15 protein-coding genes are annotated in these 11,453 nt (G+C 40.6%); 5 read left to right on the forward strand and 10 right to left on the reverse strand.

The annotated features are described in order from the left end of the window. A partial coding sequence (locus XMG48_RS11660) for a hypothetical protein (protein WP_217363851.1) occupies positions 1-863 on the forward strand: 863 nt, incomplete at its 5' end. 138 nt (positions 864-1,001) lie between these two features. Next, positions 1,002-1,925, forward strand: coding sequence for a hypothetical protein (locus XMG48_RS11665; protein WP_173482252.1), 924 nt, complete (start codon positions 1,002-1,004; stop codon positions 1,923-1,925). 46 nt (positions 1,926-1,971) lie between these two features. Here XMG48_RS11665 and XMG48_RS11670 read toward each other — a convergent pair whose 3' ends face one another. The 4 genes from XMG48_RS11670 to creB are packed head-to-tail and all read right to left on the reverse strand — an operon-like array spanning position 1,972 to position 5,278. Then, on the reverse strand, positions 1,972-2,706 hold the full coding sequence (locus XMG48_RS11670) for a hypothetical protein (protein WP_173482253.1): 735 nt from the start codon (positions 2,704-2,706) through the stop codon (positions 1,972-1,974). Further along, positions 2,707-3,102 (reverse strand): hypothetical protein, encoded by a 396-nt coding sequence (locus XMG48_RS11675; RefSeq protein ID WP_173482254.1) that lies wholly within the window; start codon positions 3,100-3,102, stop codon positions 2,707-2,709. It lies immediately after the preceding gene. Between the two features lie 8 nt (positions 3,103-3,110). Continuing rightward, complete coding sequence (gene creC / locus XMG48_RS11680; RefSeq protein WP_173482255.1) at positions 3,111-4,541, reverse strand: two-component system sensor histidine kinase CreC; 1,431 nt, start codon at positions 4,539-4,541, stop codon at positions 3,111-3,113. Then, positions 4,538-5,278, reverse strand: coding sequence for a two-component system response regulator CreB (gene creB / locus XMG48_RS11685; RefSeq protein WP_217363852.1), 741 nt, complete (start codon positions 5,276-5,278; stop codon positions 4,538-4,540). The genes creC and creB overlap by 4 nt, the downstream gene beginning before the upstream one ends. A 52-nt stretch (positions 5,279-5,330) precedes the next feature. Here creB and XMG48_RS11690 point away from each other — a divergent pair, with 52 nt between their 5' ends. From XMG48_RS11690 to XMG48_RS11700, 3 genes are read left to right on the forward strand one after another with little or no spacing between them, the layout of a single operon-like run. After that, positions 5,331-7,358 carry a marine proteobacterial sortase target protein gene (locus XMG48_RS11690; protein ID WP_173482256.1) on the forward strand — a complete coding sequence of 676 codons (2,028 nt, stop codon included), beginning with the start codon at positions 5,331-5,333 and terminating at the stop codon, positions 7,356-7,358. 1 nt (position 7,359) lies between these two features. Further along, positions 7,360-7,941 carry a class GN sortase gene (locus XMG48_RS11695; protein WP_173482257.1) on the forward strand — a complete coding sequence of 194 codons (582 nt, stop codon included), beginning with the start codon at positions 7,360-7,362 and terminating at the stop codon, positions 7,939-7,941. 41 nt (positions 7,942-7,982) lie between these two features. Beyond that, entirely contained in the window at positions 7,983-8,303 is a 321-nt protein-coding gene (locus tag XMG48_RS11700) for a hypothetical protein (protein WP_173482258.1), read from the forward strand. Between the two features lie 34 nt (positions 8,304-8,337). Here the strand turns inward: XMG48_RS11700 and XMG48_RS11705 are convergent, their stop codons facing one another. From XMG48_RS11705 to XMG48_RS11730, 6 genes are all read right to left on the reverse strand, one after another. After that, a complete protein-coding gene (locus XMG48_RS11705) occupies positions 8,338-8,550 on the reverse strand; it encodes a hypothetical protein (protein WP_173482259.1) in 213 nt (70 codons plus the stop codon). Between the two features lie 70 nt (positions 8,551-8,620). After that, positions 8,621-9,415 carry a metallophosphoesterase gene (locus XMG48_RS11710; protein WP_173482260.1) on the reverse strand — a complete coding sequence of 265 codons (795 nt, stop codon included), beginning with the start codon at positions 9,413-9,415 and terminating at the stop codon, positions 8,621-8,623. Between the two features lie 7 nt (positions 9,416-9,422). Further along, positions 9,423-9,905 carry an SPOR domain-containing protein gene (locus XMG48_RS11715; RefSeq protein WP_173482261.1) on the reverse strand — a complete coding sequence of 161 codons (483 nt, stop codon included), beginning with the start codon at positions 9,903-9,905 and terminating at the stop codon, positions 9,423-9,425. A gap of 5 nt (positions 9,906-9,910) precedes the next feature. After that, complete coding sequence (locus XMG48_RS11720) at positions 9,911-10,450, reverse strand: hypothetical protein (RefSeq protein WP_173482262.1); 540 nt, start codon at positions 10,448-10,450, stop codon at positions 9,911-9,913. 9 nt (positions 10,451-10,459) lie between these two features. After that, complete coding sequence (locus XMG48_RS11725; protein WP_173482263.1) at positions 10,460-10,936, reverse strand: hypothetical protein; 477 nt, start codon at positions 10,934-10,936, stop codon at positions 10,460-10,462. Positions 10,937-10,940: 4 nt separating this feature from the next. Next, positions 10,941-11,450: a hypothetical protein gene (locus tag XMG48_RS11730; protein ID WP_173482264.1), complete on the reverse strand. Its 510-nt coding sequence runs from the start codon at positions 11,448-11,450 to the stop codon at positions 10,941-10,943. Between the last annotated feature and the right edge of the window lie 3 nt (positions 11,451-11,453).

Raw genomic sequence — 11,453 nt, forward strand, 5'->3', positions numbered from 1 at the left:
AACAGCAAAACGCATGGAGCCAAGGCTTGAGAGTTTTGTCAGAAACTAATCCGCTCGAGTTTCAAAGGGTGTTTGCTTCCTCTAAGAAGCAGGCTGTGAGGGATGTAGGATTCGATAATTTCATGAAGTACAGCAAAGAGTTGGTAGAGCTTGATGTGATTGATCTTGTCTCAATGATTCTTCACCGACCTTATAAGAATCGAAAATTCAAACGTAAACATTTTCATGTCGGCAGGTTAGATCATGCAATAGGGTATACGCGTTCAAATGTGGCTTTACAAGACGCTAGATCAAACATCAGAGAGTCTAGAGCTAGAAACGGTGTAGTTTCATCAATTAGAAACAACTTGGTCTCGTTGGCGCATTTGCTAGCTAGTGATGAACGTCTACAGCAGTTAGAGTATTTCGTTTCGATTCACGTCTGGCTTGTAAATGCTGCTCGTTATACTCCTGAAGCCTTGCAGGCAAGCTATAACTTAATTGCGGATATGAGAGATGATCTATTTGCTGTTCTTCAGGAGCCAGATTCTTTGCTGCCCAGTCAAAGAGATACGATCAGAAACTTTTTGTGCATCGATGAGGGGTTGAATCCTTTTTATGACTTGAGAGTAGCTTCTCACATTTCACCGTTCTCTACTAAAACAATAAGCGCAGCCTATTTACCTAAGAATGATACCTTAGATTTTCATTTAGATGGCTCGGAAGTAAATAATCTTGATTATCATATTGATGAACTGATGGAGTGGTTAAATTATAATTACGTGGTTTGTGATTTTGAAACGCCTTATCTAATTCGAAATATTAAGAAAATGTTTATAGGTGGTATGAAAACTTCAGAAGTTGTTGATTTTATGTTGGCTTGATTTAAAAGGGAGGCGGAAGCCTCCTTTTTATTTTTAAAATTTGTCATGAATTTTTACAAAAATTCGTTGTTGATTTTGTTTCTTTAAAATTATATTTTTGTATTACGGATTAATAATAATAAAAAGAGGTATCCGAAAATGAAAAATATTAAATTAAATCTAACTCAGAGGCCAAGCTTATATAGAATAGGTAAAGCCGAATATCGCTTCGATGGTAGTTTAAACAATCTTTTCACAGAAGATGAAGTGATCCAAGCTTATGAAATAATCAATGAGATAAACGATGAAGAAGTTGTAATGGCTTCTGCGTTACTTCATTTATTTCAGAAAGCATATGCTGCTAAGAGCGAAGAGTTATCTGGCTCAGAACAACTAGCAAAGCTCAGATATACGCAATATAGCCCTGTTCAAGATGCACTACTGAGATTTGCTACATCTCGCGCTCTCGAGCTAGTTGAGTCCTTGCCTGTAGCAGAGAGCTTAACACCTCTTGCTCACAGGGAAAGATTTCTTAGTGCGTTTGAACTGCTATCCCAAAAGTACCAGTTAGCGCCTAAAAAAATACTCCCTATAGAGTTACTAGGTGACAGTAATTCAAGGTATTGGAAACTCATGTATAAATTATTGAGTGATAGGAAAGTTTACTCAAACGACATGAGTCCAGCGATGTTTTCAGATTTGGTTGAGCACTATGCATTGAAGACTAATCTAGCTGTGTCTAATCCTGTTCCAGAGGAATTTTTTGATCAGCTTTCCAGTAATCAAACGTTTCGAATTTTGAAGGTGTCCAGAGTAGTCAAACAAGAGGTTCCTTATTTGGAAACAAAAGAAAAAAGTCCATTTTCTTTAATGAAGGAGAGTAAGATTTTAAACGAACTCGATCGATCCTTTCAGAGGTTTGTGGACATCAGTTCCTACAGTGCCATTGGCCTTCACCTTGCATCAATTGTCGAAGATCTCTTAGAGAATGATAAGTGTGAGCTTTTGAAAATGTGTTCTGAATGTGTTCCCTTAAAACGTCCTAAAGTAACTGAACATGCGAACTTAGATTTGGGGTTTTAGGTGTTGATGTCATGCTCTCTGTGGAGAGCATGACATAATAGACTTTCTACTTGTAAGTGATACAAATTTGGATCTGCTCAGATTCAAAACAACTCTTTGAATTGCTCATTGAAGTTAATTTGGCCGAATCTGTTACGTTCCACTGTGCATGTGAGTAGGTAGGGTTTGGTTGAGCGCTTACGTTGATATCAGCGCCTTCGCGCTGCTTTATGTAAAAGAAATATTTCCCGCTAAGCCAAGTGTCATTGCCCTCGTAAAGAATGACTGAGTCCGTATTACTGACTTTGAAATGACAATCGCCATTGATTACGGTTTTAGGTAAGTCTCTAGCACCCCAATCTAAGTGTCTATTTAGAATATCTAAATATGTGCTGCTGTCAGTTGATTTGAGGTATGTGACACTGCAGTCATCGATATGACTCCAATCATACATTTCAACAAGTTGTGATGGTTTGCCGCTCACAGTTAACTTGCTTAATACATGGTCATAACTGCTTTGAAGGCAAGAGTAATATCCTTCTTCTGCTATCTCGTTTTGTACTTCAAGTTCTCTGATTATTCTGTTGCAATTAGCCTTCGTATTACTGAACAACTTGTTTACATCGAAGTAAGACGGTGCAATTCGTTGAATCGTTTTTTGTTTGTTAGAAATGTCATCTAAGAAACAGCTCTTTATGCTACCTGTCCAGTAACCATCCCAGTTGCTTGGAAGGCAACTCGACTCATCGGCTTGTAATAATGTACTAAGTGAAACACAGAAAATTAGTAATAAAGCTCTCATTTAGAAACCATGTTCATTAAAGTCTTGTTCTAGCCGTTCTATGACAAGTTCTTCAAAGCCTTCAGACATTATTTCCCAATCTCCTGGGTACATAAGTGTTTCTGCTTCATACTCATGAAAAAGGGCTCTAATTTCATCTCTTCGTTCAAAGTTGGCCAATCTAGGTCTTATTTCTTTTCTTAGCTCCTCATAATCCTCAGGGGTAGGATCACTAGACTTGCTGCTACCAAAAAGCCCAGATGGCTTTCTAATAGACGTATTAATCATCTTTTGTACTTCAGGGTTGTTGCAGACTTCATCCCACTCAGGAGCTAGTAGTTTGTGTCCTGCATTTAAGTTGAAGCTTTGACGAGCAGTTTCAACTAAGAGGTAAGCTAGTGCTGTGTTCTTTGACATAAATAGACCTAAATAATTATTGTGAAAGTCGTGCTTTCTGAGTTGGAGTTAACTGCAATTTTCCCTTCATGAAGTTCAACGATCTCTTTCACAAAGCTTAGACCTATTCCTGTCCCTTTCTGTCCATCTTTGTTTGGAAGAGAGAAGAAACGATCAAATAACTTGGGAAGAGCATAATCGGGAATGACTGAACCAATGTTTGAAACAGAGATATCTACTTCGCTGTCATGTTTTGATACCCATACGTTAACTTCAGTGTCTGCGTCGGCGTGCTCGATCGCATTCTTTACTAGATTGCTTAAAGCTTGCTCTATGAGGAAAGAGTCTCCCTTAATCGAGAGGTCATGTTTATTCGTAGTAACAGATACCTGATGCACTTTGGCATAGGATGATAGGCTTTCTAAAACGTTATTAATTACTTCATCGAGACTGATCTTTTCGACTGTGTTTAATGCGTTTGCGTTCTCCAACTCAGCTAGATCAAGAAGACGTTCAATGAGACCTTGTATGCGTTCAGTTTGGCTAACTATGTTATTTAGAAAGCGATTACGAGCCTCATGAGGTAGGTCCTCTTTTAGAAGCTCAGAAGCTCCTCTAATGCCAGCAACAGGTGCTTTTAATTCATGAGTTAGCGTCTGAACATACTCTTCAATGTAAGTTTTGCCGTCTAAAGCTGAGCGCATTGATTCTAATGACTTAACTACATCTCCAACTTCGTTATCACCTGTTTGAGGTGGAGCTGCTTTTTCACCTCTACTTACTGCAAGAGCGTATTGTTGAATTTCATCTAGTGGTTTAGTGATCCACAGGTTAAGTGTGAAACCTATGTAAGCAAGAAATATGGCGAGAGCAATACCAGTAAACCATAAGTTTTGACTTAAATTATCGATGAATTGATCGACATTACGTGTTGGCTTTCCTATAGAGATAACTCCGATGATATCGCCTTTTGAAAGAATAGGGCGGGCTATGAAAAGCGTATCTCCATCTGGATAAATTGGATCTCCCCATGTCGCTCTTGCACCATATTCACCACTGAGGGTTCTGTTAACGTCTATCCATTGGGAGTAGTCCTCACCAACGTCTCGACTGTTGTCGGAATCAAATATCACTATTCCCTTTACATCTGTGACGTAGACTCGTGTATCGACTTGAGTCTTTTCTAAATCATAGATAAGCGCATCAAGTTTGCGGTTTGGAAGTGCATCAAAGGCTCTTTCTATCATCTGTGGATCAATGACAATATTGCCTTTATCGTCGCTTGTAACTGCGCTTTCACTGATAATCGCTGCAAACATTTCAGAAAAGTCGACAAGCGCTTCCTCAGTGGCTTCGAGATATCTTGGTCGAATCTCACCCTCGATCAGGTAAACATAGCCTAGTAAAGACGTGAATATAAACGCTACAAAAACGGCTAATAAACGAGTACGTATCTTCATTGTTTCGGAACCTCAAAGCAGTATCCCAAGCCACGTCGCGTCTTGATTGGGTTTAGTGAGCTATCCACGTTTTTGATCTTTTGACGAATGGTTTTTATATGGGTGTCTATCGTTCTATCGTAGCTCTCTTCGGGTCTTTGCCATACGATATCCATCAATTGCTCTCTGGAGTAAATACGCTCAGGGTGACTCATTAATAGCGCCAGAACACCGTATTCATATCGGCTTAGGTCTAGCGTCTGACCCTTTACTCTGATTCGAGAAGAATCTTTATCATGAGTAAATAGTGACGTTGATTTTGGTGTGACTTTTTCTGTGTTCTCTACTCTTCTTAATAGGGCTCTCACCTTTGCGGAAAGCACTCTTGGACTAAAAGGTTTTGTGATGTAGTCATCAGCTCCGAGTTCAAGACCAAGAACCTGATCAATCTCTGAATGTCGTGAAGTTAGGAAAACGATAGATGTATTAGAGATCTCTCGAATGCCTCGAAAAAGATCAAAACCATTACGATCTGGTAAACCAATATCAAGCAAAATAAGAGCAGGAATATTTCTTTGAATGGAATCTAATGCTGCTTGCCCTGTCGATACCCATTCGCATTCGATGTTCTCCGACTGAAGCGAATAGACAACAGTTTCTGCGATGGCAGGTTCATCCTCAACAAGTAAAACGTGCAAGTTAAATCCCCTAAATAAACTTAAAAAAGTTTGAAACTTCACATTCACTTCAAACTTCACACATATCAGTAGTAGATCCTAACCTCACTTAACAAAAGCTGAGGAAAGTGAAATGAGTTCACTAATTAACAGAATCTACAAACCACGAATGTTCGCAATCATGGCGTTGGTTTATTCATTTCAGGCGTTTGCATCTGCTGAGCCTGTATCTTTAAAAGATATCACACGCGGGACTTTAATCTCGAGAAATGAACAAGGAGAACTGGAGGATATACCACTTCTTAACTCTGAAATTCATTCAGAAGTGACTGGTCAGATCGCTAGAACAACGATCGTCCAGCACTTTAAGAATCCAGCTGCCTCCTGGATGGAAGCGCTTTACCTCTTCCCTTTGCCGCACGACGCTGCGGTAGACCAAATGAAGATGACGGTGGGGGACCGTATCATCGAAGGTCAGATAAAAGAACGGGAAGAGGCTAAAGCCACCTACGAGAAAGCTAAAAGTGAAGGAAAACAAACTGCACTTGTTGAGCAGGATCGCCCAAATATTTTCAGTACATCCGTCGCTAATATCCCTCCACAAGGGTATGTAACAATTACATTGGAATATCAGCAGAGTATTGAATGGCGTGATGGCGAGTTTTCCATCCGTTTTCCTCTAACAATTACGCCACGTTATACAGTAAATACTCCTGCTAAGTTTGAAGTAACTTCTACTGTGCAATTGAATGATGGTTGGTCATTACTTCCAAACGAACGTCCGCAAGCAATTCAATTAGAGGAAGCTGACAATACTCCTGACAATTCAACGAGTATTGATGTAGTGCTTAAACCAGGCTTCCAGCTTTCTGAGCTTCAGAGCCTTCATCACAATGTTTCAGTTAAATCTAAGCCTGATGGAACTCAAGTCGTTTCATTAGTGGATCAGGATGTCCGAGCAGACCAGGACTTTGTTCTTCGCTGGAAACCTATTGAATCAGTTAAGCCAACTGCTTCGTTCTTCAGTGAATCAACTTCAAAGGGCGACTTCGGTCTTTTGACTCTTGTCCCTCCAACTGTAGATGGATGGGAAGTACCACCACGTGAAGTGATATTTGTGATTGATACATCTGGATCAATGTCAGGACAGTCTATTGTTGCTGCTCGAGATGCTTTGATGGCAGGAGTGAATGGTCTAAATAAAAGTGACACTTTTAATATCATTGAGTTCAACACAAACAGTTACTCACTGTTTGCCCGTCCACAGGAAGCTTATGGCTACTCATTAAGTAACGCTCGTAAGTTTATTCGTAATCTGGAAGCGCGCGACGGGACTGAAATGGAACCTGCTATTGATATGGCACTTAACATGCCTGGAGAGTCTGACCGTTTACAGCAGGTTATCTTTATTACAGATGGCAGTGTCTCGAACGAAGCACAGCTGTTCTCCAAAATAAACAGAGAATTAGGAACTCGCCGATTTTTCACAGTTGGTATTGGCAGCGCACCGAACACTTACTTTATGGAAGAGTCAGCCCGCGTTGGTCGAGGCACCTATACCTATATTGCTGATCTCAACTATGCAGAGCAGGCAATGAAAGCTCTGTTTGAAAAGATCTCTAAACCAGCGTTAACCAACATCAAAGTAATGGGCTACGGGGTTTCAGATATCACACCTAGTGTTATTCCAGATCTCTATGCAGGCGAACCATTAACAGTCGCTATGAAAATGGATCGAGGCGTAAAACGCATTTTAATTACGGGTCGTTTAGGTGATACAGAATGGAAGCAAACAGCCGTTATAGATTCTGTTGGTCACCAGGCTGGTATTGGCGTGGATTGGGCGAGAAAGATGATTGCTCAATGGCAGCGTGCAGCGTTTAAAGGCGTTGAACGTAAACGAGTTCGTGAAGAGGTACTGGCATTAGCCCTAGAGCATCACCTTGTTAGTCCATACACAAGCTTAGTCGCTGTTGATGTAACACCAGTTCGTCCTTTGGAGGATGGATTGAATTCAAAAGCAGTTCCACCAACGCGTCCTAAAGGCTTAGAGATCAACCTTGCTAAAGGCGCTACAGGTTATGAATTGTCATTAATAATTGCCTCGCTTTTAACACTCCTTGGAGCATTTTTAGTCATGACTAAGCGAGAGGAGGTTTGATATGAATTCTCGCATTAAACGTCGTCTAGGATATGGGTTGATTGCTGGCGCTTTGGTTCTGTTAGTAGACGCACTTTGGATTCCAGCGAAAGCTCAGGTTGCTCAGCTGCTCTTAGATGCAGCTTGGGAAGTGACACAGAGAACAGGTGAGCCTCAACAACCCTGGCCTTGGGCAGATCATTACCCTGTTGCTCGATTCTCGGCTCCTGCGTTCGACATAGATCAAATTGTCCTGGGAGGCGACTCGGGAGCCGTTCTTGCATTCGCACCAGGTGAAAACTTGGAAGCAAAAAGTGTTGAAGGTGGTGCTCGCATCATCTCAGCACATCGAGATACTCATTTTCGATTTCTTAAACATATTAGTTTAGGAGATGAGCTTGTTCTTGAGGATGAGCAGGGAGTCCACCGCTTCAAAGTTGTTAATACAGATGTGGTGGATTCAAAAACCACTCGCATTAAGCCTGCCACAAACCCTGAAGGACTTTTCTTAGTTACCTGCTACCCGTTTGATGCTTTGTCAGCTGGTAGTGATGAACGCTTTGTTGTGACTGCGGTTCCTGTTAAAGCGAACGCAGTCCTTTAGTCAGAAATTTTCTAAATTTTATGCGGGATTGGAGAACAAGAATGACAGATCTAGTTATGCAGAGTATTGATACGTTATCACTCATGGACTTTAAGCCTATGCCAACGGATGAGTTGAAAGTTCGCTGCGCAAGAATGACTAAACAGGTTGATTTCTTCTATTGGTGGCGTTGGGAAGCAGGGCGAGGCGCTTTAAATAATGAATACTTCGTGTCGAAGTTCACTGAAGTGGAACTTCTTAGGTTTATAGCAATGATGGTTCGCGAGAATGAGGAGCGACCAGGTGCTTTTGAAGAGTATTGTGAAAATGGATCTTTGAGAGCAGCACTTGTAGAACTAGCTATAAGAGAAAAAGCCGCATAATTTAAATAATATTAGGAGGTGATTCTGCTCAGATTTACATGAAGTCTTTGCCAACAGTTTTTGTCTCAAGGACCTCCTCGTAGAGCTCAAGAATTGTTTGGCTATGCTCTCTAGCTACGTCGGATAAGCTTTCCCTAGCCATAATGACTTTCTCGTCTCTTATAGCTTCACGTAGCTGTTCAGGGGTCCACTGTTCCGCGTAAGAACGAAGTGACTCAATGTAACTTTGTGGTTTCACTTTAATCATGCATAAACTCTTGTATGGATATTTATACAGTATATAGAGTTGATTGTATTAAATAAAGAAACTTTGATGTTCACCTAATGGTGATCAGTTCAATTGACGCTGGTGCTCCCCACCTTAACGGTACTATGGAGGTTCCAACTCCTGAGGAGACTAGCCAAACCTTGTCCTGGTTGAACCCGACTCCACATAAAAACTCGATCGATGCGTTTGTTGGAGACCAGACTGGGTCCATAAATGGAATGTTTAATTGACCACAGTGAGTATGACCCGCCAGATACAATCCGCTTTCATCATCCTGTTGGATGGCCAGTGGGTCATGGGTCAAAGTTATACGAATTCCATCGCAATCATCATGAAAGCCGAACGGAATATAGTTTCCTGTGAAAGCATCTCCTAATCCCCGTAGACAAACTTCTGTATCTTTAATGAAAATAGATTTTGAGTTTCCTTCGATTAATTCAATACCATTTTCAGTTAATGACTGACCCCAAGTGGTATCTGTCCACCACTCATGATTGCCAAGAATTCCATAATTGGCAGCAAGGATTGTTAGGGGTTCAATACCCTTCAGTATTCTGGGTTTCAATAATCTAGTGCCATTATCATCCTCGCCAGTGTAATCACCGCCATGAAGGATTATGTCGGGATTGAATTCCTTTGTGGCGTCAATGATCTGATCGAGCCTATGAAAATCTGAATCTTGATCCTTTAGGTGCAAATCTGAAATGAAAGCAATGCGGATTGGTTCATTCAATTCGTTAGGTGCTTTGAAGGTATGTTTGTTAACCTTCAAGCCATAGGTGTGTTCATATATAAACCAAGCACACACTGCTATGACAACCCCGCTTAGTGTCTTTGTAATCATTTAATCTCTATTTTATTTGAACTCTTTGTGGATGCTGATTGAAACTCTCAGCAATCTGGATTGCATCCTTTAACTCATCATATCTTTGAAAAGGCAGGGTTCTTACCAAATGAATCTCACCTTTTGAGCTTTGTCTTGTAATTACTCTTACAGAAACTAAACCTCCTGCCTTTAGCTTGTTAGCTAAACTAGTAGCATGTTTTTTATCACCGAAAGCTGAGATTTGAAGAAGGGTAGGGTGATCTAACCTAGCGTCTTTAGGAGTCGATACATAATTGGTTTCTTTGATGACAACCTCGTCAGACTTAAGAATTTCATAAAAATCTTTAGTGATCGGTTTAATGCTTGATGAGTCTTTATTCTGTATAGGGGTGTTGAGCTTGTCTTCATTGTTTGAAGGCAAAAAGTTCAGAGCAATCACTCCGATCAAACTTATGGCTATTGCCATAAAAACATGTAGGACAACTGAGTTCGGTTGTTTGTCTAACAAAACCTCTAATCCTCATATCCTAGGATGGACTTTACAGTTTTCTTATTTAAATTGTGCTTCTCGCCCTGTAAAACAAAAATGTTACTTTCCCCAAGATAATCGGCATAGAGCTGCGTCAGTTCTGGACAGTACCCCATGTCCTCATCTCCAATGTATATAAATGTTCTTTTAGGGCACTTTAGGGTTTCTTCATTGAGGCTATTCATCAATGTTTTGACAGATGGGGGTCTAGAGCTAAACATCTTTGTTTTAGAAATGCCTTTTCCAAGGACAGGCGAGAGAAGTTTTATTGATGATAAATTTCCCTCAAAACCTATTAGTGAGTGGAGTAATAAATATGCTCCGTAAGAGTTTGCTACGACATCAAACCCCTCACATTTCACTAGAGTAGCTCTGATTTCCTCTACTTGTAATTGGAAATCCTGTTTGAGAAATAGAGGGTTTAAAGAGATGCCAACATATTTGTCAGCGTGGCTCTCAATATAAGCTCCAAGACCCTCTAATGCATTTCCACCACGACCTGTAATGTAAATGACGTTATTCATCTACGTTACTTACTCGGTTGATTGTTGTTTTTGATATTCGCCGAACGCTTTCATTGCTTCAGCTGAACCACGTAATCCAAATTCAGATAGTGATATAGACCCATCGTTATGAGGAATTGCGGCAATAAAGTCTGCTGATTGGTACATGAAGTTGAACATCTTATTGGCATCAATCAATTCAAGCACAAAGTTGCTCTTTACGAGTTCTGATTTGACGCATTCAGAGGTGATAACTGTATGCCCGTGAGTGGAACTAACCATAACAGCATATGGTTTACCTACGTTGCATTCATTGGTTTCAAGGTACAGCATACAGTTCTGATCTTTGGTGCAACCAATGCCGAAAAGAATTCCTGTTTGATCATATGTTCTGGCTGATGTGAGATTGTCATTATTTACAAACTCCCAAGAGTGAAACTTTTGTGAATCAGCGAAGGATTGGTAGCTTAAAAAAAGTGTAAGCACCGCGAGAATTTTGCTTTTCAAATCTTTACCTCCATTTGACTCGATGCAACCACGATTCCGCACGTGCTTCTGCATCAGCTATAATTTTTGGTGTTCTAGCTGCAATAGTGCAAAGGCGATTTGGATCTACAATTATCCCAACTCTAGGAAGGTCAAGCCTGTCAGCATCCCAGCATGTTCCGATCGTGGGGTCATCAGTGTAATCACCATAGGTGTGACTCTCGCATGCCGTTTTCAATAAATTTAGCTCATCCTCATTACAGTTGAGCATTTTCATTTCATGAAAATAATAGTCAGCAAGATCAGCAGCTCGTGGTCCATGATCTGGGTCCGACCAATCATCAAAACGACATGAATCATGAAACAATGAAAACAGCTCAATTACTTTTGTGTTTGCTCCAGTGAATTCAGCTAGTAATAGACCGTTCTTTCGCACTCTCATCCAATGAGCTGGACCGTGAACACTCAATAAATCTAAATGAAATTGAGAAACGATCTCTTCTACTAGTTTTGGATAAATCACATCACTGATCATGCG

The organism is Marinobacterium sp. xm-g-48 (assembly GCF_013282925.1).
In the GTDB taxonomy this organism is placed as follows: Bacteria; Pseudomonadota; Gammaproteobacteria; order Pseudomonadales; family Balneatricaceae; genus Marinobacterium_E.

Coding starts and splice junctions, on each gene's coding strand:
- XMG48_RS11720 (WP_173482262.1), bottom strand. CDS start 10,450: ATGAATAACGTCATTTACATTACAGGTCGTGGTGGAAATGCATTAGAG.
- XMG48_RS11665 (WP_173482252.1), top strand. CDS start 1,002: ATGAAAAATATTAAATTAAATCTAACTCAGAGGCCAAGCTTATATAGA.
- XMG48_RS11695 (WP_173482257.1), top strand. CDS start 7,360: ATGAATTCTCGCATTAAACGTCGTCTAGGATATGGGTTGATTGCTGGC.
- XMG48_RS11710 (WP_173482260.1), bottom strand. CDS start 9,415: ATGATTACAAAGACACTAAGCGGGGTTGTCATAGCAGTGTGTGCTTGG.
- creC (WP_173482255.1), bottom strand. CDS start 4,541: ATGAAGATACGTACTCGTTTATTAGCCGTTTTTGTAGCGTTTATATTC.
- XMG48_RS11690 (WP_173482256.1), top strand. CDS start 5,331: ATGAGTTCACTAATTAACAGAATCTACAAACCACGAATGTTCGCAATC.
- XMG48_RS11700 (WP_173482258.1), top strand. CDS start 7,983: ATGACAGATCTAGTTATGCAGAGTATTGATACGTTATCACTCATGGAC.
- XMG48_RS11670 (WP_173482253.1), bottom strand. CDS start 2,706: ATGAGAGCTTTATTACTAATTTTCTGTGTTTCACTTAGTACATTATTA.
- XMG48_RS11675 (WP_173482254.1), bottom strand. CDS start 3,102: ATGTCAAAGAACACAGCACTAGCTTACCTCTTAGTTGAAACTGCTCGT.
- XMG48_RS11705 (WP_173482259.1), bottom strand. CDS start 8,550: ATGATTAAAGTGAAACCACAAAGTTACATTGAGTCACTTCGTTCTTAC.
- XMG48_RS11730 (WP_173482264.1), bottom strand. CDS start 11,450: ATGATCAGTGATGTGATTTATCCAAAACTAGTAGAAGAGATCGTTTCT.